At 47.9% G+C, this 25,226-nt stretch carries 25 protein-coding genes and 1 other annotated feature; of the genes, 23 read left to right on the forward strand and 2 right to left on the reverse strand.

What is annotated here, in order from left to right:
• Positions 1–33 precede the first annotated feature (33 nt).
• The 21 genes from cysE to tuf all read left to right on the forward strand — a co-directional run bounded on the left by cysE (position 34) and on the right by tuf (position 21,873).
• Positions 34–726, forward strand: a complete 693-nt coding sequence (gene cysE / locus NSQ73_RS01075) for a serine O-acetyltransferase (RefSeq protein WP_171720464.1) — start codon at positions 34–36, stop codon at positions 724–726.
• A gap of 52 nt (positions 727–778) precedes the next feature.
• Positions 779–2,185, forward strand: a complete 1,407-nt coding sequence (cysS, locus tag NSQ73_RS01080; protein ID WP_340985159.1) for a cysteine--tRNA ligase — start codon at positions 779–781, stop codon at positions 2,183–2,185.
• Positions 2,182–2,619, forward strand: coding sequence for a Mini-ribonuclease 3 (locus NSQ73_RS01085; RefSeq protein ID WP_340985160.1), 438 nt, complete (start codon positions 2,182–2,184; stop codon positions 2,617–2,619). Before cysS ends, NSQ73_RS01085 begins: the two co-directional genes overlap by 4 nt.
• A gap of 60 nt (positions 2,620–2,679) precedes the next feature.
• On the forward strand, positions 2,680–3,441 hold the full coding sequence (rlmB, locus tag NSQ73_RS01090; RefSeq protein WP_042140140.1) for a 23S rRNA (guanosine(2251)-2'-O)-methyltransferase RlmB: 762 nt from the start codon (positions 2,680–2,682) through the stop codon (positions 3,439–3,441).
• 2 nt (positions 3,442–3,443) lie between these two features.
• Complete coding sequence (locus tag NSQ73_RS01095) at positions 3,444–3,965, forward strand: NYN domain-containing protein (RefSeq protein WP_042240004.1); 522 nt, start codon at positions 3,444–3,446, stop codon at positions 3,963–3,965.
• A 138-nt stretch (positions 3,966–4,103) separates the two neighbouring features.
• A complete protein-coding gene (gene sigH / locus NSQ73_RS01100; protein WP_020427086.1) occupies positions 4,104–4,748 on the forward strand; it encodes an RNA polymerase sporulation sigma factor SigH in 645 nt (214 codons plus the stop codon).
• Positions 4,749–5,114: 366 nt separating this feature from the next.
• Positions 5,115–5,264: a 50S ribosomal protein L33 gene (rpmG, locus tag NSQ73_RS01105; protein ID WP_074086515.1), complete on the forward strand. Its 150-nt coding sequence runs from the start codon at positions 5,115–5,117 to the stop codon at positions 5,262–5,264.
• 20 nt (positions 5,265–5,284) lie between these two features.
• Positions 5,285–5,476 (forward strand): preprotein translocase subunit SecE, encoded by a 192-nt coding sequence (gene secE / locus NSQ73_RS01110; RefSeq protein WP_020427085.1) that lies wholly within the window; start codon positions 5,285–5,287, stop codon positions 5,474–5,476.
• Positions 5,477–5,497: 21 nt separating this feature from the next.
• The gene (nusG, locus tag NSQ73_RS01115) at positions 5,498–6,031 is read left to right on the forward strand and encodes a transcription termination/antitermination protein NusG (RefSeq protein WP_020427084.1); all 534 of its coding nucleotides are present in this window, start codon (positions 5,498–5,500) and stop codon (positions 6,029–6,031) included.
• Between the two features lie 75 nt (positions 6,032–6,106).
• Positions 6,107–6,532, forward strand: coding sequence for a 50S ribosomal protein L11 (rplK, locus tag NSQ73_RS01120; RefSeq protein ID WP_020427083.1), 426 nt, complete (start codon positions 6,107–6,109; stop codon positions 6,530–6,532).
• 81 nt (positions 6,533–6,613) lie between these two features.
• Positions 6,614–7,306: a 50S ribosomal protein L1 gene (rplA, locus tag NSQ73_RS01125; protein WP_039298583.1), complete on the forward strand. Its 693-nt coding sequence runs from the start codon at positions 6,614–6,616 to the stop codon at positions 7,304–7,306.
• Between the two features lie 68 nt (positions 7,307–7,374).
• Positions 7,375–7,527, forward strand: a sequence feature (ribosomal protein L10 leader region).
• 64 nt (positions 7,528–7,591) lie between these two features.
• Positions 7,592–8,095 carry a 50S ribosomal protein L10 gene (gene rplJ, locus NSQ73_RS01130; RefSeq protein WP_039298586.1) on the forward strand — a complete coding sequence of 168 codons (504 nt, stop codon included), beginning with the start codon at positions 7,592–7,594 and terminating at the stop codon, positions 8,093–8,095.
• A gap of 63 nt (positions 8,096–8,158) precedes the next feature.
• On the forward strand, positions 8,159–8,518 hold the full coding sequence (gene rplL / locus NSQ73_RS01135; protein WP_039298590.1) for a 50S ribosomal protein L7/L12: 360 nt from the start codon (positions 8,159–8,161) through the stop codon (positions 8,516–8,518).
• 133 nt (positions 8,519–8,651) lie between these two features.
• Positions 8,652–9,248 (forward strand): class I SAM-dependent methyltransferase, encoded by a 597-nt coding sequence (locus tag NSQ73_RS01140; protein ID WP_076248523.1) that lies wholly within the window; start codon positions 8,652–8,654, stop codon positions 9,246–9,248.
• Between the two features lie 429 nt (positions 9,249–9,677).
• The gene (gene rpoB / locus NSQ73_RS01145) at positions 9,678–13,223 is read left to right on the forward strand and encodes a DNA-directed RNA polymerase subunit beta (RefSeq protein WP_039298596.1); all 3,546 of its coding nucleotides are present in this window, start codon (positions 9,678–9,680) and stop codon (positions 13,221–13,223) included.
• Positions 13,224–13,335: 112 nt separating this feature from the next.
• The gene (rpoC, locus tag NSQ73_RS01150) at positions 13,336–16,947 is read left to right on the forward strand and encodes a DNA-directed RNA polymerase subunit beta' (protein WP_042140138.1); all 3,612 of its coding nucleotides are present in this window, start codon (positions 13,336–13,338) and stop codon (positions 16,945–16,947) included.
• A 178-nt stretch (positions 16,948–17,125) separates the two neighbouring features.
• Positions 17,126–17,377, forward strand: a complete 252-nt coding sequence (locus NSQ73_RS01155) for a ribosomal L7Ae/L30e/S12e/Gadd45 family protein (protein WP_039298604.1) — start codon at positions 17,126–17,128, stop codon at positions 17,375–17,377.
• Between the two features lie 134 nt (positions 17,378–17,511).
• On the forward strand, positions 17,512–17,931 hold the full coding sequence (rpsL, locus tag NSQ73_RS01160; protein WP_020427075.1) for a 30S ribosomal protein S12: 420 nt from the start codon (positions 17,512–17,514) through the stop codon (positions 17,929–17,931).
• A gap of 45 nt (positions 17,932–17,976) precedes the next feature.
• Entirely contained in the window at positions 17,977–18,447 is a 471-nt protein-coding gene (rpsG, locus tag NSQ73_RS01165; RefSeq protein ID WP_020427074.1) for a 30S ribosomal protein S7, read from the forward strand.
• Between the two features lie 47 nt (positions 18,448–18,494).
• Positions 18,495–20,573 carry an elongation factor G gene (gene fusA, locus NSQ73_RS01170; protein ID WP_042140137.1) on the forward strand — a complete coding sequence of 693 codons (2,079 nt, stop codon included), beginning with the start codon at positions 18,495–18,497 and terminating at the stop codon, positions 20,571–20,573.
• Between the two features lie 109 nt (positions 20,574–20,682).
• Positions 20,683–21,873, forward strand: coding sequence for an elongation factor Tu (gene tuf, locus NSQ73_RS01175; RefSeq protein ID WP_039298612.1), 1,191 nt, complete (start codon positions 20,683–20,685; stop codon positions 21,871–21,873).
• Positions 21,874–21,962: 89 nt separating this feature from the next.
• On the opposite strand, the gene NSQ73_RS01180 is transcribed toward tuf, so the two are convergent.
• Together NSQ73_RS01180 and NSQ73_RS01185 are read right to left on the reverse strand one after the other, a co-directional pair.
• Positions 21,963–22,304, reverse strand: a complete 342-nt coding sequence (locus NSQ73_RS01180; RefSeq protein ID WP_042140136.1) for a cupin domain-containing protein — start codon at positions 22,302–22,304, stop codon at positions 21,963–21,965.
• A gap of 52 nt (positions 22,305–22,356) precedes the next feature.
• Positions 22,357–22,806, reverse strand: a complete 450-nt coding sequence (locus NSQ73_RS01185; protein WP_231575237.1) for a V4R domain-containing protein — start codon at positions 22,804–22,806, stop codon at positions 22,357–22,359.
• 243 nt (positions 22,807–23,049) lie between these two features.
• Here NSQ73_RS01185 and NSQ73_RS01190 point away from each other — a divergent pair, with 243 nt between their 5' ends.
• Together NSQ73_RS01190 and NSQ73_RS01195 are read left to right on the forward strand one after the other, a co-directional pair.
• Complete coding sequence (locus NSQ73_RS01190; protein WP_336101092.1) at positions 23,050–23,688, forward strand: Crp/Fnr family transcriptional regulator; 639 nt, start codon at positions 23,050–23,052, stop codon at positions 23,686–23,688.
• Between the two features lie 167 nt (positions 23,689–23,855).
• A complete protein-coding gene (locus tag NSQ73_RS01195; protein ID WP_340985161.1) occupies positions 23,856–25,205 on the forward strand; it encodes a globin-coupled sensor protein in 1,350 nt (449 codons plus the stop codon).
• The last annotated feature ends 21 nt before the right edge of the window (positions 25,206–25,226 follow it).

Genomic DNA, 25,226 nt, shown 5'->3' on the forward strand with positions numbered 1-25,226 from the left:
GAGGTGGGGAAGTCAAAGAAGAGGGGAACCGTGATGTTTAAGCATATCAAGTCGGACATTCGGGCAGTATTCGACAACGATCCCGCTGCCCGCAGCAAGTTCGAGGTTGTCTTCACCTACGCCGGACTTCATGCCATCTGGGCACACCGGATTGCCCACTCTTTTTATAAACGCCGCTGGTTTACACTGGCACGCATCGTATCGCAGATGAGCAGATTTATGACCGGAGTGGAGATTCATCCGGGTGCGGTTGTCGGCAGTCGGTTGTTCATCGACCATGGAATGGGTATAGTCATTGGTGAAACCTGTGAGATTGGTGACGATGTCATTATCTATCAGGGGGTCACACTTGGAGGGACAGGGAAAGAAAAGGGCAAACGCCATCCTACCGTCGGCAACAATGTTGTCATCGGCTCCGGTGCCAAAGTACTGGGATCGTTTAGAATCGGCGATAATTGCAATATCGGCTCCAATGCAGTGGTTCTGCGCGAAGTGCCCAGCAACAGCACCGTTGTAGGAAATCCCGGACGCGTGGTTAAGCGCAACGGGGAACGTGTATCCGACCGGCTGGATCATACCCAGATGCCCGATCCGCTGATTGATTCCCTGCGTTTCCTGCAGAAGGAAATCGAAGAGCTGCGCGAGCAGATGGGGTCTGAAGACAAGCAGAAGAAGGAACAGCGGCGGCTGGAGAGCCAGCAGTATATCGGCGATTATGAAATATAACCATATGGAGATTCAAGAGAATCCAGGGGGAACAGAAAGGATTGGGAACAGAATGGCTGTACAGATTTATAACACAATGACACGGAGCAAGGAAGAATTCATACCGCAGGAACCTGGTAAAGTAAAAATGTATGTATGCGGTCCAACCGTTTACGGCTATATGCATATCGGGAATGCCAGACCGGTTATCGTTTTTGATATGGTCCGCAACTACCTGGAGGCCCTTGGCAATGAAGTCCGCTATCTGACGAACTTTACCGATGTGGATGATAAAATGATCCGCAAAGCGGAAGAAATGAACATTACTGTAGCTGAGGTTGCAGAAATGTTCATCTCCGCCTATCAGGAGGATCTGGCCGGACTTGGTGTAAAGCCGGCAACCATGAATCCGCGCGTTACAGAGAGCATGGACAAGATCATTGAGTTCATTAAGGAGCTTGAGGAGAAGGGATATGCTTACGAGAACGGCGGAGATGTGTACTACCGGACCGGCAAGTTTGCCAATTATGGCAAGCTTTCAGGCCAGAATCTGGAGGAGCTGCGCTTCGGTATCCGTGTCGAGGTGGATTCGCGCAAGGAGAACCAGGAGGATTTTGTGCTCTGGAAGGCAGCCAAGCCGGGTGAGGTACACTGGTCCAGTCCATGGGGAGAGGGGCGTCCGGGCTGGCATATTGAGTGCTCGGCAATGGTCCGTGAATATTTGGGTACAACGATCGACATCCATGGCGGCGGTGAGGATTTGAAGTTCCCGCACCATGAGTGCGAATGCGCGCAAACAGAAGTGCTGACGGGTGAGCCGCTGTCGAAGTATTGGATGCACAACGCATTTTTGAACATTGGTGATGAGAAAATGTCGAAATCACTTGGAAATGGTCTGCTTGTGAAGGATATTCGTGCACGCTTCAAAGCGGGGACTATCCGTTATTTCATGCTTTCAAGCCATTACCGTAATCAGCTGAACTTTTCGGAGGAAGCACTGCTGTCTGCTGAGAAAAGCGTAGAGCGCATCACTACGGCAGCAGGTAATGTGAAGCATCGCCTTGAACTGGATATGGACGGGGCAGAGGGAGCGGCAAGTCCGCAGATCGTGGAGCGCCTGGCAGCTATTGTTGGCAATTTCCATGCCAGAATGCAGGATGATTTCAATACGCCGGATGCGATTACCGCTCTGTTTGACTGGGTAAGCCTGGCCAATTTGACTCTTGCTGATAATGACGCTCATTCCGCAGACTTTGCAGCACTGCTGAAGGCTTTTGCCGAGATGAATTCAGTACTGCGCCTTACTCCGGAGGCTGATGAAGAGGTCGCCAGTGAAGAGGTTGAGCGTCTAATTGCTGAACGCGCTGAAGCGCGCAAGAATAAGAACTGGAACCGGTCCGATGAAATCCGCGATGAGCTGAATGCCCTGGGCATCCTGCTGGAAGACACTCCACAGGGAATGCGGTGGCGGCGTAAATGAGCGGGCAGTTTGATCTGAACAGCGCGTGGTTCCCGTACGAACCGTCCAAGCCGGCCCGTTTGCTCTCGCCGATTGTTCTGGCGTATGCAGGAGATGCCATTTATGAAGTGGCTGTGCGGCAGTATCTGATTTCGCTGCCCAATCTGCGTCCGAATCATCTGCACCGCTCGGCAACGGGACTGGTCTCGGCCAAAGCCCAGAGCACGATTCTTGCCTACCTTGAGCCGGTGCTCACGGAGGAAGAGAAGGATGTGGTAAGACGAGGGCGCAATGCCAAGTCCGGCACGATTCCCAAAAACGCAGATGTGCTGGAATACCGCCATGCGACTGCTTTTGAATGCCTGATCGGGCATTTATATTATACAGGACAGCAGGCGAGAATCCAGGAGCTTGTTCACACCAGCATCGAATACATGTTGAACCGGAGCAAGTGAGTTTAAACAGGCCACGGAGTTTATAGTTATATATGGGTACTTAGAACAGGAGACATGAACATGGAAGAATTGAGAACGGAAGAGGAAATACTGGCGGGCAAGCATTCAGTCCTTGAAGCGCTTCGTGCCGGCCGGACACTGAACAAAATATGGATCGCCGAAACTGCACAAAAGCACTTAACGGCACCTATCGTCGCTGAAGCCCGCAAAGCAGGCATTGTAATTCAGCATGTAGATAAGCGGAAGCTGGATCAGCTCGCGCCGGGAGTTCAGCATCAAGGGGTGGTAGCACAGGCGGCACCGTTTGCCTACACCGAGGTTGCTGATATTCTTGCGGCTGCTGAAGCCAAAGGGGAACCGCCTTTTCTTCTTTTGCTGGATGAAATTGAAGACCCTCATAACCTGGGATCCATTCTGCGTACGGCGGACTGCACGGGGGTGCATGGGGTAATTGTACCGAAACGGCGTTCTGCGCAGATTACAGCAACAGTATCCAAAACCTCTGCCGGTGCAGTGGAATATGTGCCTGTTGCACGCGTAACCAATCTGGGCCAGACGATAGACCGCCTGAAGGAACTAGGGGTGTGGGTGGTTGGAACCGATGTGGATACGGATCAGAATCTCTTCGGATCTGATATTTTTACCGGACCGGTAGCAGTGGTTATCGGCAATGAGAATAAAGGAATGGGCCGCCTGATCCGTGAAAAATGCGATGTGCTGCTGAAGCTGCCGATGGCGGGAAGAATCAACTCTCTTAATGCTTCCGTAGCAGCCGGTGTAATTATGTACGAGGTGCTCCGCCGCCGGCAAGAACAGGGATAACTATGGCAGACTGGCGCGATATACTGCTCGTGGACGGATACAACATGATCGGCGGCTGGCCGGAACTTGCGGCGCTGTCGCAGACCGGCATGCAGGGGGCACGCGACCGGCTGCTCGATATGCTGGCCGATTATCAGGCATTCTCCGGGCTGCGCGTCATAGCCGTATTCGATGCATACCGTGTGCCGGGACTTGGACGGTCGTTTGTACAGGGGAAAGTCCAGGTCTTCTTCACTAAGGAAAAGGAAACGGCAGATGAGTGCATTGAGCGGCTGGTGGGAGAATTCACCCACCGCCGCAGACAGATTTCTGTGGCGACCAGCGATTTTGTGGAGCAGCATGTTGTTTTTGCGCAAGGGGCGCTCCGGATCTCGGCAAGAGAACTGAGACTGGAGATTGAAGAGAATCAGAAACAGGTTAAAAAGGCTATTGAACCGGGAAGTGTAAGCAGCACCCGTCACTCCCTGGAAGACAAGCTGCCTCCGGAAACGCGGAAACGCCTAGAAGACTGGCGCAGACAGTGATTAAGAAATGCCATAATATGTTATAGAAGATTGTTTTTGGACAATCTTCGGTTGACGTTGTAAGGTAACATAATATATACTGATCCTATATTTCGCGAAGTAACGATGTGTCTTGCGTTGCAGCCGGGGGGATTCTTGGTGAGTGTCGACCTCAAGGAATTAATGCTATCCGAGTATGATTTCATAAGTGATGAAGAAATTGTCGAGATCTTCCGTGGTGGCGACAGTGGCGCATTGGAACATTTAATCAACAAGTACCGTAATTTCGTACGTGCCAAGGCTCGTTCCTATTTTTTGATCGGGGCAGATCGTGAAGATATTGTACAGGAAGGCATGATTGGCTTATATAAGGCAATTCGTGACTTCAAGGGGGACAAGCTTTCCTCGTTCAAGGCGTTTGCCGAGCTGTGCATCACCCGTCAGATTATAACTGCCATTAAGACGGCGACCCGCCAGAAGCATATTCCGCTGAACTCATACGTCTCGCTCGACAAACCCATCTATGATGAGGATTCCGACCGGACGCTGATGGATGTGATTTGCGGAACGCAGGTGCTTGATCCTGAAGAACTGATTATTAACCAGGAGGAGTTCATCGGACTGGAAGATAAGATGGCGGAGATCCTTAGTGATCTGGAACGCAAGGTTCTGATGCTCTATCTGGATGGACGGTCCTATCAGGAAATTGCTGAGGATTTGAAGCGGCATGTGAAGTCTATTGACAATGCTCTGCAGCGAGTGAAGCGTAAGTTGGAAAGATATCTGGAAGTGCGTGACAATTAATGATATAATGAACTAGAAAGGCTCGGGACTCGAGTCTTTTTTTAGTGTCCCGCAAGATTTCGGCCTGATGGAAATGTAATTTGTTCAGACAACAGTAGGCTGCAGGTTTATACCATGGCGGAATGATCCATAATGGTAGTGAAGACAGCGAGTGGCAAAGGAATACACAAGACCAAAGATTATGTACGGCACCAGGCTACACCACCCGGAAATACCCAGTGCGATGGGGGAATTCTTTCGTTGACACGGGCAATGATATTATGCTAAAGTGTTTTAGGTAGGCCTAAATTCGCGGCTTTTTTTTTGAATCAATATTTGCGTCTTCTAATTTAACGGTTAGAAGTACGTCTTCGGGAGGTGCATATCATGCGGGTAATTATCACTTTGGCTTGTACAAGTTGCAAACAAAGAAACTATGCAACAACCAAAAACAAGCGAAATCACCCCGACCGCTTGGAGATGAAGAAATTTTGCAAGTTTTGTAACGAGCAAACTCCTCATCGCGAAACCAGATAGTCTTTGGAGGTGTAGTCGGCGTGAAACGTAGTTTCAAGTCTTTGTTTTCCTTTTTCACTGAGAGCTGGAGTGAACTCAAAAAGGTTCGCTGGCCTAGCCGTAAGGAACTGAAAAACTATACATTGATCGTTCTCGGTACAATTGTAGTTATCGCTCTTTACTTCTGGGTTCTGGACATCGGTATTTCCGCTGTGATTGAAGCGATTATTTAGAGAGGTCCCAGGTGGCTTGATATGGAAAAAAGATGGTATGTCGTTCATACCTATTCCGGGTATGAGAATAAGGTCAAGGCCAATTTGGAAAAACGCGTTGAGTCCATGGGCATGGAAGACAAAATATTCCGCGTTCTTGTTCCTATGGAAGAAGAGCTGGTAAACAAGGATGGCAAGAAAAAAACTGTCATGCGCAAAGTTTACCCTGGTTACGTTTTGGTCGAAATGGTTCAGACTGATGATTCCTGGTATGTAGTCCGCAATACGCCGGGCGTTACCGGATTTGTCGGTTCAACTGGTTCGGGGTCCAAGCCTACCGCTCTGCTCCCTGAAGAGGTTGAACAAATTCTGAAGCATATGGGCATGGTTGAACCTAAAGCGAAGATTGATTTCGAAATTAAGGAATCCGTACGTATTATGGTCGGTCCGTTTGCGAATTTTGTGGGCTCCGTGGAAGAGATTTTGGCAGACAAAAGCAAGATCAAGGTACATGTCAACATGTTTGGACGGGAAACCCCGCTCGAGTTGGATTTCACTCAAGTGGAGAAGATATAACAAGCGCAAGGGTTTCTTGTGGGAGAATGCTGTTTAGCATTCGAATACCACTATTTACGCAAGGAGGTGTCACTCATGGCTAAAAAAGTTATTAAAATGGTGAAACTGCAGATTCCTGCAGGGAAAGCGAATCCAGCGCCTCCAGTAGGTCCGGCGTTAGGTCAAGCAGGTGTCAACATCATGGCATTCTGTAAGGAATTCAACGCTCGTACTGCCGACCAGGCTGGCCTGATCATCCCGGTTGAAATTACAGTATTTGAAGACCGTTCCTTTACCTTCATCACTAAAACTCCTCCGGCTGCTGTTCTGCTTCGCATCGCTGCAAAAGTAGAAAAAGGATCCGGTGAACCAAACAAGAAAAAAGTAGCAAAACTCGGCCGCGCAGCGGTTCGTGAAATTGCTGAAACAAAAATGCCCGATCTGAACGCTGCATCTATCGAAGCTGCAATGCGTATGGTTGAAGGTACTGCCCGCAGTATGGGTATCACAATCGAAGACTAATATGTATTCGATGAACCGGTCATTCATGACCGCAATATGTGGGAGGAATTTCCGCTAACACCACAAAGGAGGAACATTTTCATGGCTAAACATGGTAAGAAATACCAAGAATCTGCTAAGCTGATCAACAGCGAAGCAACTTACGAGCCTTCAGAAGCTGTAGAGCTTGTGAAAAAGGCGGCAACTGCTAAATTCGACGAAACCGTTGAAGCAGCAGTTCGTCTGGGTGTAGACCCGCGTAAACAAGACCAAGCTGTTCGTGGTGTTGTTGTCCTGCCTCACGGCACAGGCAAAACTCAACGCGTGCTTGTATTTGCAAAAGGTGAAAAAGCGAAAGAAGCGGAAGCTGCTGGCGCGGATTTTGTTGGTGATGCTGATATGATCAACAAAATTCAACAGGGCTGGTTTGAATTCGACGTCTGCGTAGCTACACCTGATATGATGAGTGAAGTCGGTAAACTGGGTCGTCTGCTCGGTGGTAAAGGCCTCATGCCTAACCCTAAAGCAGGTACAGTTACTTTCGACGTTACCAAGGCTGTTCAAGAAATTAAAGCCGGTAAAATCGAATATCGTCTTGACAAAGCGGGTCAAATTCACGCGCCAATCGGCAAAGTGTCTTTCAACGCTGAACAACTGAACGAGAACCTTAAATCCCTCATCGACGCTCTTAACCGTGCGAAACCGGCTGCTGCTAAAGGTGTATACCTTAAAGGCATCGCTATTTCGTCCACAATGGGACCTAGCGCTCGCGTGAACGCAGCTGCTTTCAGATAATTAAGGGTTGACTCTTTGAGTCATCTTTGATAATCTATAACAGTTGTGAACATTAAGGTGATCAATCTTGAATTTGAATATGCTTACCGTAGACAGTAGGTGCCGTAGGGCTTAATTTCCTACCGAGGTGTTGTGATAGAAACAAAAAGTAACAGGTTCGCCTGACTGCTTTCCGTTTTATCAAGCCTTCGTGAATCTGCGGAGGCTTTTCTAATGCCTGCGTAGGAACGGCGCGGATTCTCCGGAAGAATCGCCGTCACATAAATTTTCAGGAGGTGTATACAATTGGCAAATGCAAAAGTAATCCAAGCTAAACAGGATGCGGTTGATGTTGTAACTGGCAAACTGCAGAACAGTATCTCTACTGTTGTTGCGGACTACCGCGGATTGAACGTTTCGCAAGTGACTGAACTGCGTAAGCAGCTGCGTGAAGCTGGCGTTGATTTTCAAGTCCTGAAGAACACATTGCTTCGCCGTGCAACTGCAGCGGCTGAGTTGACTGATCTGGACGCTGTCCTGACTGGTCCTACAGCGATCGCTTTCAGTGAAACTGATGCGGTAGTAGCAGCCAAAATTTTGAACGACTTCGCTAAGAAGAACGACGCTCTGAAACTTAAAGGCGGCGTTGTAGAAGGTCGCGTTATCGACGCTGACCAACTGAAAGCACTGGCTGAGCTTCCATCCCGCGATGGTTTGCTGTCCATGCTGCTTAGCGTGCTTCAAGCTCCAATCCGCAACTTCGCGCTTGCAGTTAAAGCTGTTGCTGAAAAAGAAGAACAAAGCGCGTAAGCCTTTGCTTCTAGCTTCATAATCAATACCACAAACCAATTCAAATATAATGGAGGTTCAATCATGAGCAAAGAAACAATCTTGGAAGAAATTAAAGGCATGAGCGTATTGGAACTGAACGACCTGGTTAAAGCAATCGAAGAAGAATTCGGCGTAACTGCAGCAGCTCCAGTAGCAGCTGGCGGCGCAGTAGCAGCTGTTGAAGAAGAACAATCCGAATTCGACGTAATTTTGACAGGCGCTGGCGCTTCCAAAATCAACGTTATCAAAATCGTTCGCGAAATCACAGGTCTTGGCTTGAAAGAAGCTAAAGACGTTGTAGACAACGCTCCAAAAGCAATCAAAGAAAAAGTAAGCAAAGAAGAAGCAGAAGCTACTAAAGCAAAATTGGAAGAAGCAGGCGCTTCTGTAGAAGTAAAATAATTTGATTTAAGTAGGTACTGCCCCGGATATGAAGTGATTCTTTCCGGTTCTTGCAACCCCCTTGAACTTGTTCAAGGGGGTTGCTCTATAAGATATGCTTTGTATATTAGAGCCAAGTGAAAGGGAGGATTGTATGTCGCAGCATTATTACTCGCAGCAGCCGGAAGCACGTCATGACAGACGCAGCATCGATACGGTACTGAGAGGCAAAAGCCTCCGCTTTACAAGCGACGCCGGTGTTTTTTCCAAAGGGGATATTGATCATGGCAGCCGAGTTCTGATCGAAGCAATGGAAATTCCGGATGGGGCAGAGGTGCTGGATGTTGGCTGTGGTTACGGCCCTATGGGGATTAGTGCAGCACTCCTCACTCCTAAGGGACATGTGACGATGATTGATATCAACAGCCGTGCTGTAGAGCTTGCCCGCGAGAATGCGCAGCATAACGGAATCCGCAATGTTACGGTTATGGAAAGTGATGTACTGTCTGCGGTGAAGGGGCGTACATTCGATGTGATTCTTACCAACCCGCCGATTCGTGCAGGCAAGGCTGTAGTTCATGAGATTTTTGAGCAGGCACATGCGCATTTGAATGAGGGTGGAAGTCTGTGGATAGTCATCCAGAAGAAGCAGGGCGCACCATCGGCCACCGCCAAGCTAGAAAGCTTGTTCTCGGATGTGGAAGAAGTGGGGAAAGACAAGGGTTATCGTATTATCAGAGCGAAGAAGTAAAAAAATATTAATACTTATTGACATGCAATGTTGATAGTGTTATTATTATAAAATGTCAGTATTAAGCTAGGCTCCATGTCTTTAGTTTGCTGAAATGTCAAGTGATATATTGTCGCCCGGTAAGCGCATGCCGTACGGCAGGTTTTTGCGAATTCCGTTCTCTATGTTCCTGTCACGGCGAAGGTCGCCGGGACAATAGATAATAGCGCATAAACTGTTGCTTGGTGACGTATAATACGCACGTTTTGGGCAAATCTACTGGATAAGGAGTATTTTGGCCGTGGATAGATGCGCTCTTTTTTCGAAAGATTTCGATAAGGGGCTTTTCTGTATTTATGGCTGAATCCTTGTGTTATGGTTCCATTATACGGGTCCAAACAAGGGTTCGCAATCAATTTTTAAGTGAGTAGACATGAGGGGTGAGTAAAGTTGGCAGGACATCTTGTTCAGTATGGTCGACGCACTCGGCGGAGCTATGCGAGAATTAACGAGGTACTCGAGGTCCCGAACCTGATCGAGATCCAACAAAAATCTTATGACTGGTTTTTGGAGGAAGGATTGCGGGAAATGTTCCAGGACATCTCGCCGATCCAGGATTTCACAGGGAATTTGGTACTAGAGTTCATTGATTACAGCCTGGGTGAACCGAAGTATACGGTTGACGACGCTAAAGAGCGGGACGTAACATATGCGGCTCCTCTGCGTGTGAAGGTGCGTCTCATCAATAAGGAGACCGGTGAGGTCAAAGAGCAGGAAGTGTTCATGGGAGATTTCCCGCTGATGACGGAAACCGGCACTTTTATTATCAATGGTGCGGAACGGGTTATTGTCAGCCAGTTGGTTCGCTCTCCAAGCGTCTATTTCAGCACAAAAGTGGATAAGAACGGCAAAAAAACCTACACCGCCACAGTAATTCCGAATCGCGGAGCTTGGCTGGAGCTGGAGACCGACGCTAAGGACATCATGTATGTCCGTATCGACCGGACCCGTAAGATCCCGGTAACCGTGCTTCTGCGTGCTCTAGGCTTCGGCAGTGATGCTGAAATTCTGGAACTGCTTGGCAATGATGAATATATTCGCAATACGCTGGATAAAGACAACACGGACTCCACGGAGAAGGCGCTTATTGAAATTTACGAGCGTCTGCGTCCGGGCGAACCACCGACACTTGACAATGCCAAGAGCCTATTGGTCGCACGTTTCTTTGATCCGAAACGTTATGATTTGGCCAATGTAGGCCGTTACAAAATCAATAAAAAGCTGCATATCAAGAATCGTCTGTTCAATCAGCGTCTGGCACAGCCTTTGGTTGATGAATCTACAGGAGAAATCCTGGCAGAATCCGGCCAGATGGTTGACCGCCGCCTGCTTGATGAGCTGATTCCTTATTTCGAGAAGAATGTAGCTGGCAAGAACTACCGTGTTACCGGCGGGGTTATGGACAGTGAAGATATTCCGCTGCAGACCATTGACGTATTCTCGCCAATTGAAGAAGGCCGGATTATCAAACTGATCGCCAATGGCAACATTGACAAGTCGGTCAAGCATATTACCCAGGCTGATATTATATCCTCAATCAGCTACTTTATTAATTTGCTGCACGGTATCGGTAATACAGATGATATCGACCACTTGGGTAACCGCCGTCTGCGTTCTGTAGGTGAATTGCTGCAGAATCAGTTCCGCATCGGTCTGTCCCGTATGGAGCGCGTGGTGCGGGAGAGAATGTCGATTCAGGACGCCAATGCGATTACACCGCAGGCACTGATCAACATCCGTCCGGTTATCGCGTCCATCAAAGAGTTCTTCGGTAGTTCGCAGCTGTCCCAGTTTATGGATCAGACGAACCCGCTTGCTGAACTTACACACAAACGCCGTCTGTCGGCACTCGGACCCGGCGGTCTGACCCGTGAACGCGCAGGCTTTGAAGTCCGCGACGTACATCACAGTCACTACGGCCGTATGTGTCCTATCGAAACACCGGAAGGTCCGAATATCGGTCTGATCAACTCCTTGTCCACCTTTGCACGCATCAATGAATACGGCTTTATCGAAGCTCCGTATCGTTGGGTGGATCCGAAGACTGGCAAGGTTACAGAACAAATCGATTACCTGACTGCCGATGAAGAAGATAACTATGTAGTTGCCCAGGCGAATGTACAGATTGATGAGCATGGTACATTTAAGGAAGATATGGTTATCGTCCGTTACAACAAAGATTCAGATAACATTACTACAATGCCTAGTAACCGTGTTGACTACATGGACGTTTCACCTAAGCAGGTTGTGTCGGTCGCTACGGCGCTCATTCCGTTCCTTGAGAACGATGACTCCAACCGTGCACTGATGGGATCGAACATGCAGCGGCAGGCCGTTCCGCTTCTGATTCCGAAAGCTCCGCTTGTCGGCACAGGGATGGAACATAAATCCGCCAAGGATTCGGGCGTATGTATTGTCTCCAAATATGACGGTATTATCGAACGCTCCTCTGCCAATGAAATCTGGCTGCGCCGTGTAGAGGCAGTTGAAGGCAAGGAAGTTAAAGGCGATATCGTTAAATATAAATTACACAAATTTATGCGTTCGAACCAAGGTACCTGTATTAATCAGCGTCCGCTGGCTAAACGTGGCGATATTGTTAAGAAAGGTGACATTCTGGCAGACGGACCTTCCACAGAAATGGGCGAACTTGCTCTTGGCCGCAACGTAGTCGTTGCGTTCATGACTTGGGAAGGTTACAACTACGAGGATGCGATCCTGCTGAGTGAGAAGCTGGTTAAGGAAGATGTATACACTTCGATCCATATCGAGGAATACGAATCCGAAGCCCGTGACACCAAGCTGGGACCTGAAGAGATCACGCGTGATATTCCAAACGTTGGTGAAGAGGCACTCCGCAATCTGGATGAGCGCGGAATCATCCGTATCGGTGCGGAAATCAATGCCGGTGACATTCTGGTAGGTAAAGTTACTCCAAAGGGTGTAACTGAACTAACTGCTGAAGAACGCCTGCTGCACGCTATCTTCGGTGAGAAGGCCCGTGAAGTCCGCGATACCTCCCTGCGCGTTCCGCATGGTAGTGATGGTATTATCGTTGACGTTAAGGTGTTCACCCGTGAGAACGGCGATGAGCTGCCTCCTGGTGTGAATCAGCTGGTTCGTGTCTACATCGCTCAGAAACGTAAGATTTCTGAAGGTGACAAGATGGCCGGACGTCACGGTAACAAGGGTGTCGTTGCCCGTATTCTGCCTGAAGAAGATATGCCGTTCCTTCCGGACGGTACACCGGTACAGGTTGTCCTGAACCCGCTGGGTGTACCTTCGCGTATGAACATCGGACAGGTGCTGGAAGTTCATATCGGTATGGCGGCACTTCGTCTGGGTATCCACGTAGCTACTCCGGTATTCGACGGAGCCCGTGAGTATGACGTGTTTGATACGATGGAAGAAGCAGGTATGCAGCGTAATGGTAAGACTGTGTTGTATGACGGACGTACAGGCGAGCGCTTCGAGCGTGAAGTTACTGTCGGCGTCATGCACATGATCAAGCTTGCGCACATGGTTGACGATAAGATTCATGCCCGTTCTACAGGTCCTTACTCACTCGTTACACAGCAGCCACTGGGCGGTAAAGCTCAGTTCGGCGGACAGCGTTTCGGGGAAATGGAAGTGTGGGCGCTTGAAGCTTACGGCGCGGCGTATACACTGCAAGAAATTTTGACTGTGAAATCCGATGACGTGGTCGGCCGTGTGAAAACGTACGAATCCATCGTCAAAGGTGAAAATGTTCCAGAACCGGGTGTTCCGGAATCGTTCAAGGTATTGATCAAGGAGCTGCAGTCGCTGGGTATGGATGTCAAAATCCTTAGCGGTGACGAGCAGGAGATCGAGATGAAGGAACTGGACGATGAGGACGAGACGTCAGGCGACAAGCTGAGCCTCAATTTGGAAGGCGCAGAAGTCGGCATAGAGTAGTTCACCAGCAAGCCACTAATTTCATTACACAAAGGACCGCGCCCTCTGTTGACTTACCGTCAAGAGAGGGCTGTGGTACTAAATCAGGATATAGGTTAAGGAGGGTTGCTCCTTGTTGGACGTTAACAATTTTGAATTTATGAAAATCGGGCTCGCTTCCCCGGAAAAAATTCGTTCTTGGTCCCGCGGAGAAGTTAAAAAACCGGAAACCATTAACTATCGTACTTTGAAACCGGAAAAAGAGGGTCTTTTTTGCGAACGCATCTTTGGGCCGCAAAAGGACTGGGAATGTCACTGTGGTAAATACAAACGCGTCCGTTATAAGGGCGTTGTGTGCGACCGCTGCGGCGTGGAAGTTACCCGCGCTAAAGTCCGCCGCGAACGTATGGGCCACATCGAGCTGGCAGCTCCGGTATCTCATATCTGGTATTTCAAAGGTATTCCGAGCCGTATGGGTCTGGCACTGGATATGTCTCCAAGATCGCTCGAAGAGATTATCTACTTTGCATCTTATGTTGTAACCGATCCGGGTGAAACTCCTCTGGAGAAGAAACAACTGCTGTCTGAGAAAGAATACCGCAGCTACCGTGAGAAATACGGCTACGGGTTCCAGGCTGGCATGGGTGCTGAAGCCGTCAAAAAACTGCTTCAGGATATCGATATCGATAAAGAACTGGAATTCCTCAAAGAAGAGCTGCGCACGGCCCAAGGCCAGCGCCGTAACCGGGCGATCAAACGTCTGGAAGTTATTGAGGCCTTCCGAAACTCCGGCAACAAGCCAGACTGGATGATCATGGATGTGCTCCCGGTTATTCCTCCGGAGCTTCGCCCTATGGTTCAGCTCGACGGCGGCCGTTTTGCTACGTCTGACCTTAATGACCTGTACCGCCGCGTAATTAACCGTAACAACCGTCTGAAGAGACTGCTGGATCTCGGCGCTCCTGATATTATCGTGCAGAATGAGAAACGGATGCTTCAGGAAGCTGTTGATGCCCTGATCGACAATGGCCGCCGCGGCCGTCCTGTAACAGGTCCTGGTAACCGTCCGCTCAAATCGCTCAGCCATATGCTGAAAGGTAAACAAGGACGTTTCCGCCAGAACTTGCTCGGTAAGCGCGTTGACTATTCCGGACGTTCCGTTATCGTCGTAGGACCTTACCTCAAGATGTACCAATGCGGTCTTCCGAAGAAGATGGCACTGGAACTCTTCAAACCGTTTGTAATGAAAGAATTGGTTAATAAGGGCCTTGCCCATAACATCAAGAGTGCGAAACGTAAGGTTGAGCGCGTAAGTCCTGAAGTCTGGGATGTACTTGAAGAAGTGATCAGAGAGCATCCGGTTCTGCTGAACCGTGCCCCTACGCTGCATAGACTGGGTATACAGGCGTTTGAACCGATTCTGGTAGAAGGTCACGCGATCCGTCTTCACCCGCTCGTATGTACGGCTTACAATGCCGACTTTGACGGTGACCAGATGGCGGTACACGTTCCTCTATCCGCTGAAGCTCAAGCTGAAGCCCGTATTCTCATGCTGGCATCCGGTAACATCCTGAACCCTAAAGATGGTAAGCCGGTTGTTACACCTTCCCAGGATATGGTCCTTGGTACGTTCTATCTGACCATGGATAACAAGGAAGAAAAGGGAACAGGTATGATTTTGCGTACCGTGAACGAAGCTGTTTCAGCTTACCAACGCGGAACCGCTGGTCTGCATGCACGTGTTGCTATTCCTGTTAAGGCACTGGGTAAAACCAACTTTACAGAGGCACAGCAGAATGCATTGCTGATTACAACGGTGGGTAAGATTATCTTCAACGAAATCTATCCAAGCAGTTTCCCATACATCAATGAAGCCACCAAAACAAACCTGCTGCAAGGCACACCAGAGAAGTACTTCATCTATGAAAAAGGCGCGGATATCCGCGAATTGATCATGGCTGCTCCGGAAGCCAGTGCTGTAGGTAAAGAATATCTGGGCTTAATCATTGCCCGCTGCTTCGAAACCTATCACACTACCAAAACTTCAGTGATTCTGGATAAAATTAAGCAACTCGGCTTTACGTACTCTACACGTTCCGGTGTTACGGTTGCCGTATCAGACGTTATCGTGCCTGAGGAAAAAGCTACAATTCTTAAAGAATCCGAAGCTAAGGTTGATGTAGTAGCGAATCAATACCGCCGTGGTCTGATTACTAATGATGAACGGTATGACCGTGTTATCGAGATTTGGTCGAAGACTAAGGATGAACTTACGAACGTCCTGCTGAAATCGATGGACCGTTTCAACTCCATCATGCTCATGGTTGACTCCAAGGCGCGTGGTAACAAATCGCAGATCACCCAGCTCGGTGGTATGCGTGGTCTGATGGCTACACCTTCGGGCCGGATTTTCGAATTGCCAATTAAAGCGAACTTCCGTGAAGGTCTGACCGTCCTCGAGTACTTTATCTCCACTCACGGAGCGCGTAAAGGTCTGGCCGATACAGCGCTGCGTACAGCGGATTCCGGGTACTTGACACGCCGTCTCGTTGACGTGGCACAGGACGTAATCGTCCGCGAAGAAGATTGCGGTACCGATAAAGGCTTCACCGTCAGCCGGATTCAAGATGGCAAGGAAGTTATTGAGGATCTCTACGACCGTATTGAAGGCCGTTATTCCTTTGAGACTGTCCGTCATCCGGAAACGAAGGAAATCATCGTTCACCGTAACGATCTGATTGACTCCGATAAGGCCGAGGAAATTGTGAATTCTGGGGTTACAAAACTGCAGATCCGCTCTGTACTCAGCTGCCGTGCCCGTCATGGGGTCTGCAAGAAGTGCTACGGACGTAACCTGGCAACAGGTAAATTCGTGGAAATCGGGGAAGCTGTCGGCATTATTGCTGCACAATCCATCGGTGAACCAGGAACACAGCTTACCATGCGTACATTCCATACCGGCGGTGTTGCCGGAGACGATATCACGCAAGGTTTGCCGCGTATCCAGGAGTTGTTTGAAGCCCGTAACCCTAAAGGTCAGGCAACAATCAGTGAGATTGACGGGGTAGTTAAGGAAATTCGTGAAACTAAGGACCGTCGTGAAATCGAAGTCCAGGGTGAAGCGGAGTCCAAGACCTATTCTATCACTTACGGTTCCCGTCTGCGTGTCAGTGAAGGCCAGGAGATTGAAGCCGGCGATGAATTGACAGACGGTTCTATTGACCCTAAAGAAATGCTGCGTATCAAAGGGATCCGCGGGGTACAGAACTACATTCTGCAAGAAGTACAGCGTGTATACCGTAACCAGGGCGTTGAGATCAATGATAAGCACATTGAAGTTATGATTAAGCAGATGCTGCGCAAAATCCGTATTATCGATGCTGGAGATACCACTCTCCTGCCGGGTGCTTTTGCGGATATTCATGAATATGAAGCAGCCAACAAGGAAGCTATCCTGTCTGGTAAAGAACCTGCAGTTGCTAAGCCAGTACTGCTCGGTATTACCAAAGCCTCTCTGGAAACAGACTCCTTCCTGTCTGCGGCCTCTTTCCAGGAAACTACCCGTGTCTTGACGGATGCAGCAATTAAGGGTAAAGTGGATAAGTTGCTCGGTCTTAAAGAAAATGTTATCATCGGTAAGCTGATTCCTGCAGGTACAGGTATGAATCGTTACCGTAATGTTAAGCTTAGTGATCCGAATGAAGAAAGCAAGCAAGCCGCTTTAGAAACGGTTCCAGCTGAGTAATAAATAATCATCGCATTCAGCATTCGCGTCACGTGATAACCTTGCGTGACGCGGCTGTCTGTTATGAATATTAATAAAATTATTGCTGTTTTTCTTGACATCGTGTGCTGAGGATGCTAATATGTCTAAGGTGCGTGAGTAGCCTTGTCATTCTTGTTCAGTGGAGGTAATGTTTTTCATGACTGATGATAGAGGGTTACAGGATGCTCAGGTCAAGATCGGTTCCAAACAAACCGTCAAGGCGGTGGAGTTGGGCCAAGCCGCAGAAGTCTATGTGGCGGAGGACGGAGATCAACGGCTTACTTCCAGAATTGTTATGCTTTGCGGCAAACAAGGTGTGAAGGTCACATATGTGGACACCATGCTGAATTTGGGCAAGGCCTGCGGTATAGAAGTTGGTGCTGCTATGGCAGCCGTCTTAAAACAATAGCAACAAGAGAACGTTTTTGTACCGGGGTACACTTCGGCAGCAAGGACTTTTCATTTGTCTTTTTATGAACCACCTGGGTCTGTGGACTTAATGTTTGTAAATTGACTATCATTTCAGGAAGGGGGTGGCACAACATGCCAACTATTAATCAACTGGTTCGTAAAGGCCGTCAAGCCAAAATCGAAAAATCCAAATCTCCCGCTCTTCAAAAAGGGTTCAACGCCCTCAAGCGTGAGGCTACAAATTTGAGCGCCCCGCAGAAACGCGGTGTGTGCACTCGTGTAGGCACAATGACTCCACGTAAACCAAACTCAGCACTTCGTAAGTATGCCCGTGTTCGTTTGACGAACCGTCTTGAGGTGACTGCTTACATTCCGGGTATCGGACACAACCTTCAAGAGCACAGTGTAGTATTGCTGCGCGGAGGTAAAGTTAAGGACCTTGCAGGAGTTCGTTACCACATCGTTCGTGGTGCACTTGATACTGCAGGTGTTGCTAACCGGATGCAAGCTCGCTCCAAATATGGTGCGAAACGTCCTAAGGCTAAGAAATAAGACAAGCATATCCGAATAATAACCATTTAAGAAAGGGGGATATCCATGCCACGCAAAGGTCCAGTTACTAAGAGAGATGTATTGCCAGATCCATTGTATAATAGCAAGTTGGTTACTCGTTTGATCAACCGTATTATGCTGGGTGGTAAAAGAGGTGTCGCTCAAAGCATTTTGTACAATTCGTTCAAGTTGATTCAGGAACGTACAGGTAAAGAACCGATGGAAGTTTTCGAAGCTGCCATCAAGAACATCATGCCTGTATTGGAAGTTAAAGCTCGTCGTGTCGGCGGTGCTAACTACCAGGTACCTATCGAGGTTAAACCTGAAAGACGTACTGCTTTGGGATTACGTTGGCTTGTAAACTACTCACGCAACCGCGGTGAGAAGACTATGGAAGAGCGTTTGGCGGCTGAGATTATCGATGCTTCCAACAACACAGGCGCTTCCGTTAAGAAACGTGAAGACACGCACAAAATGGCTGAAGCGAACAAAGCGTTTGCTCACTACCGCTGGTAGGATTATAGCCGTTCAAATAACTTCTATTTTGAAAGGAGATCCATTTCATGTCAAGAGAGTTCTCCTTAAAAAATACACGTAATATCGGGATCATGGCACATATTGATGCTGGTAAAACTACCACTACTGAGCGGATTCTTTTCTACACAGGCCGTACGCACAAAATCGGTGAAGTTCACGAGGGCGCTGCTACAATGGACTGGATGGAACAAGAACAGGAGCGCGGAATTACGATTACTTCCGCTGCTACGACCGCTGCATGGAAGGGCCACCGCATCAATATTATTGATACCCCTGGGCACGTTGACTTCACTGTTGAAGTTGAACGTTCCCTTCGTGTATTGGATGGGGCAGTTGGTGTATTTAGTGCGAAAGAGGGCGTAGAGCCTCAGTCCGAAACCGTATGGAGACAGGCTGACCGTTACGGCGTTCCCCGTATCGCTTATGTGAACAAAATGGATATCATCGGTGCAGACTTCCTGAACGTTATCGACAGCATGCGTGACCGCCTGCAAGCCAACGCAATTGCAATTCAATTGCCAATTGGTGCCGAGAACGACTTCACGGGTATCATTGACCTTGTTGAGCAAAAAGCTCACATGTTCAAGGATGACCTGGGACAGAACATCGAAGTTACTGATATTCCTGCTGATTATTTGGAACAAGTTGAAGGACTGCGTCTCGAGTTGATCGAGAAGGTTGCAGAACTTGACGAAGATCTGACTATGAAGTATCTGGAAGGCGAAGAAATCACAGTGGATGAGATTAAGGCAGCATTGCGCAAAGGCGTATGTGATGTTAAGATCTTCCCTGTAATTGTCGGATCCTCCTACCGTAACAAAGGTGTTCAGCTCATGATGGATGCTGTTGTTGATTACTTGCCATCCCCACTGGATGTACCGGCTATTCAAGGTCATCTGGATGACGGTACAGAAGCGGTTCGTCACTCTTCGGATGAAGAACCATTCGCAGCACTGGCATTTAAAATTATGACAGACCCTTATGTAGGTAAACTTACGTTCTTCCGCGTATACTCCGGTGTACTGGAATCCGGTTCTTATGTAGTTAACGCTACCAAGAACAAACGTGAGCGTATCGGCCGTATCCTGCAAATGCATGCAAACAGCCGCCAAGAAATCTCCATTGTATACTCCGGTGATATCGCGGCAGCAGTTGGTCTGAAGGACACAAGTACCGGCGATACACTTTGCGACGAAAAACATCCGGTTATCCTGGAATCCATGAACTTCCCTGATCCGGTTATCGAAATCGCAGTTGAACCAAAAACCAAAGCTGACCAAGATAAGCTCGGCGTAGCTCTCGGAAAGTTGACTGAAGAGGATCCTACTCTTCGTGCTCACACTGATGAAGAAACTGGCCAAACTATCCTGGCAGGTATGGGTGAGCTTCACCTGGATATTATCATCGACCGTATGCGCCGCGAATTCAAGGTAGAAACCAACGTGGGTAAACCACAGGTTGCTTACCGTGAAACATTCAAAGCACCAGCACGTGTTGAAGGTAAATTCGTTCGCCAATCCGGCGGTCGCGGTCAGTATGGTCACGTATGGGTTGAATTTGAACCTCTCGAGCCGGGTACTGGCAGCAAGTTCGAAAGTAAAGTTGTCGGTGGTTCTGTTCCTAGAGAATACATCGCTCCTGCACTTGCCGGTATTGAAGAGCAAATGAAAAACGGCGTTATTGCAGGCTTCCCGCTTGTTGACGTTAAGGCTACCATCGTAGATGGTTCCTATCATGATGTTGACTCCAACGAAATGGCGTTCAAAATCGCCGGCTCGATGGCACTCAAAGCAGCTAAAGACAAGTGTAAACCTGTCCTGCTTGAGCCAATCATGAAAGTGGAAGTAACTGTTCCTGAGGAATACATGGGCGATGTAATGGGTATGTTGAACTCCAGACGCGGACGGATCGAAGGTATGGATTCCCGTGGCGGTGCGCAAATTATCCGTGCAAAGGTACCTCTTTCCGAAATGTTCGGATACTCCACAACACTTCGTTCCGGTACTCAAGGACGCGGCGTATTCTCAATGGAACTTTCTCACTATGAAGAAGTACCTAAATCCATTGCTGAAGAAATCGTAGCCAAGAACAAAGGCGGAGAATAAATTCAATTTTTAACTTGCCGTCCGGGTATATCACATAAGTCATCTAAGAATTGCATGTAGGCGGGCGGCTCAAATATAAGGAACCCCACATTAAGGAGGAACTGTTCAAATGGCAAAGGCAAAGTTTGAACGTAACAAACCGCACGTTAACATTGGTACTATTGGTCACGTCGACCATGGTAAAACAACTCTGACTGCTGCAATCACTACTGTATTGTCCAAAAAATACGGTGGCGCTGCTGTAGCATTCGACCAAATCGATAAGGCTCCTGAAGAACGCGAACGTGGTATCACTATCTCCACTGCTCACGTTGAATATGAAACTCCTAATCGTCACTACGCTCACGTAGACTGCCCTGGACACGCCGACTATGTTAAAAACATGATCACTGGCGCAGCGCAAATGGACGGAGCTATCCTGGTTGTATCCGCAGCTGATGGTCCTATGCCACAGACTCGTGAACACATCCTGCTGTCCCGTCAAGTAGGCGTTCCTTACATCGTTGTATTCTTGAACAAATGCGACATGGTTGAAGACGAAGAGTTGCTTGAACTGGTTGAAATGGAAGTTCGCGACCTGCTGAGCGAATACGACTTCCCAGGCGATGATACTCCAATCATCCGTGGATCTGCTCGTGAAGCTCTACAGAACCCTGAAGGCGAATATGCACAGAAGATCGTTGAAATGTTCGAAACGATCGACACATACATCCCGCTTCCAGAACGTCAGACTGACAAACCATTCTTGATGCCTGTCGAAGATGTATTCTCCATCACTGGCCGCGGTACTGTGGCAACTGGTCGCGTAGAACGCGGAACAGTAAAAGTCGGAGAAGAAATCGAAATCGTTGGTATTCATGAAGAAAAGAAAAAATCCGTTGTTACAGGCGTTGAAATGTTCCGTAAATTGCTCGATTCCGCACAAGCGGGCGACAACATCGGCGCATTGCTGCGTGGTGTAGACCGTAACATGATCGAGCGCGGCCAAGTATTGGCTAAGCCGAACTCCGTTAACCCACACACAGAGTTCACTGCTCAGATCTACGTTCTGACTAAAGAAGAAGGCGGACGTCACAAACCATTCTTCACTGGTTACCGTCCACAGTTCTACTTCCGTACAACTGACGTAACTGGCATCATCAACTTGCCAGAAGGTACTGAAATGGTTATGCCTGGTGACAACATCACTGTAACTGTTTCCCTGATCTCCCCAATCGCTATTGAAGAAGGTACTAAATTCTCCATTCGCGAAGGCGGACGTACAGTTGGTGCCGGTTCCGTAGCTTCCATCCAGAAATAATTCGTCTCTATCCGTTAGGATAGATCCGGAATATAAGGCAGGGCCCCTTCATTATGAAGGGGCCCTGTTTTTATTGCTGGCTGTAGGGTTTAGATTTCTTTGGCATAGGCCGGACTCGGCAGCTTGGACAGAACGACATGCAGACTGGAAGGGGAAGAGCTGTCATTAGTGTAGGCAAAAGATTCATCTCCGGCAATATAGATAGTCTCTCCTTCAATAAGGGGCTGCTCCGCTTCATTTACATGAATGGTTCCATCTCCTTTTAAAGCAAGGATATATACATCCGCTCCAGGATGCTTATGAACAGGCAATTTTTGACCCGGCATGAAATTAAGCACGAATACAACACTTTCACCTTGCTGGAAGAGGATTTTCTTTGTAAAACGTTCCTCCTGATACTGCAGCACGTCAACTAAACTTTTCTTTTCCATTAGATAATCCCTGCTTTCATAATTATAAATTTATCCATCTTGATCTCTTCCATTAAAGCTTTACTTCGTATTCGCAGTGCTCATGACCGGTAACGTTGCATTTGATCTCTTTAACAGAGACCTTACGGCCAAGAATCTTGCCGAGTGCCCCTTCAAGAATCGCTCCCTCTAAATCACATACCATTTTTTCATCTTCAAGTGAAGGCAGCCCTTTGCAAAAACAGTCCTCCACAGCAATATTGATCCTACGTTCATCAGAATGAACAATCCGCGGAATACCGATTTTGAGCTCCTCAAACATTTGTAGAAGATCCTCAACAGAACTGACAGGTAGACTTTCACCAATCTTTCTGCCAATGGTAAGCGTAGTCCCTTTTCCTCCCAGAGGAAGCCCCTGGTTGAGTCCAATCAGACGTATGGTACGAAACAACTCAAGGGGTACCGTATTACCAAGGGTACTCCTATCGATCTGACGCATATCCTCAAATGAATATTGCAGCAATTACTCCAACTCCTTTACTCTCTCTATGATTCTATTGTAAGGATAAGCCGGTGAAGAATCCTTGATACAGATCAAGTTTTTGAGAATTATGTGTTTCCAGTCACCCGCCGGAATCCGGAATCTTGATATGTTAGAGTCAGCTATAAGGAAGGGTGAAGGATCATGAGCTGTACTACCTGCAATTCGCATGCCTGTGTACGTCAGGTTCCTGTGTTTCGGAGCTTGTCTGATGAGGAATTAGTGATGATCGAATCGATTACAGAGACCCATAACTATAAAAAAGGAAGTCAAGTGTGCAGAGAAGGGGAGCCGTCTGAAGCATTGTTTGTAGTAAAGAGCGGTCTCATCAAGCTGACTCAGAACAGTAAGGATGGAAAACAGCATATTGTCCGTTTTCTTTTCCCGGGCGATTATTTCGGCCAGTTTGCCTTACTCCATAATAAAAATAATGATGTAACGGCAGAGGTGATTGAGAGCGGAGAGGTATGCCGGATGCACCGCAAAGACTTTATTCCCTTGCTGGAGCAGAATGCAGGTCTTGCCTTTAGCTTCCTGATGTCTGTTAGCGAGCAGCTGCATCAGGCCGAGGAGGCTGCAGGGGCATTGCACATGTTTGAGGTAGAGAAGAGACTGGCTAGGCTGTTGGTATACCTGTATACAAGGAATCTTGCAGAATCGGCAGTGACTGCACATGCCTTAGCACAATCGGTAGATTTGCCGTCAGCCCAAAAAGAGGTAGCAGCCATGATTGGAACTACCGCAGAAACTCTAAGCCGTAAACTGAATAAACTGGAAGCTTTGAAGATTATCGCCATGCATAAAAGAACCGTGAATATTCTTGAGCTGGAAGCTCTTATTCAGATTGCGGAAATCAGAGATTAAAATCCTATTATTCGACAAAATGTGACTAATTACAGTGCTGTACATGCGTATTTTCAACATAATTCTACAAAATAATGCTTAAAATTCTTTACATCTAATCTATCGATAGAGTAGAATATTTCTATATAGACAATGTAAATTATTAGGATTTTAGGGAGCGTGGAAGTATGGGGAAATGTCCTTTTTCATTTATGCATGGTCTGACTTCAAAGAACAACAATGAGGAATCTCCCGCCGCTCCATCAACGGACAGCAAGAGCTTTACACCCACTGCCACAGAGATGTTTCATACCCTTGACGGGCATGATGATTTGAACGAGCAAATGCGAATGATCGATTTAACTGAGGAAGATTTAAGGCTTCTGCGCTTAATGAAACCGGTTGTAGAACAGAGAATCGACGATATCACTAATCAATTCTATAATACGGTTCTTGGAGTTAACAAACTGGAAGCAATTATTCTGGAGCACAGCAGTATTGAACGGCTCAAAAAGACTTTGCGTGAGCATATCATCGAGATTTTTGATGGTAATGTTAACGAGGAGTACATAGCCAAGCGGCTAAAAATTGCGAATATTCATAAGAGAATTGGCCTGGAGCCTAAATGGTATCTCTCCGCTTTTCAGAATCTGCAGAATGTGTTCATCACGGCTATTTATAATGAGACGCATACAGATGTGGAGAGGATCAAATTGGTGCAGACCGTAACCAAATTGCTTAATCTGGAACAACAGCTGGTCCTCGAGGAATATGAGAAGGAGAATATTAGGGAAAAGGAAGAACAGTATCTGCTGGTTAAGAACGAATTGAAACACAAGATAGCTGAATTCAGCGGAGAACTGATTGACCTTAGTATAGATACTAACGCCGCTGTGGAGCAGCTGGTGGCGAGCAGCAATGAAGTCAACAATACATTCCAGCGCACAGCCGCCTCCGCTCTGGAGTCACAGGGGAAGGCCAGGGAGGGGCATGGACAGCTGAACAACCTAACGGGTCAGATTAATCTTATATATGATAGTACAAATGAGATGGAGCGTTCAGTAAATGAACTAAGCAGCTCATCACAAAAGATCCGTAAAATTGTGGCGGCTGTCCAGGATATTGCTGACCAGACCAAGATTCTGTCATTGAATGCAACGATCGAGGCAGCAAGGGCGGGAGACCACGGGCGGGGGTTCAGTGTTGTAGCGCAGGAGGTAAGCAGACTTGCAGAGGATACCAAGAACACGGTGGTCCGGATCGGAGAACTGACCCTTCAGTCCAGCTCCCTTACGTCGCAGGTTGTTGGGGAGATCCGCAAAGTTCAGGAGTTGACGGAGAGCGGCAAACACCAGTCTCTCGAGACTAGCAGGCTCTTCAGTGATATTGTAGACTCCATGCAGTCGAGTACCCAGAGAATTGTTACGGTAGAGGAAGAGATCAAGGTGCTCATTCAGACTATTGAAGGTATTGGGTCTGCAACTGCGCAGACAGCAGCTTCGGCAGGACAATTCAAATCTGCAACGGATAATTTATAGAAGGAACCTTATATATAGAAG

It is taken from the genome of Paenibacillus sp. FSL R10-2736, assembly GCF_038000245.1.
Classification (GTDB): Bacteria; Bacillota; Bacilli; order Paenibacillales; family Paenibacillaceae; genus Paenibacillus_AQ; species Paenibacillus_AQ phytohabitans.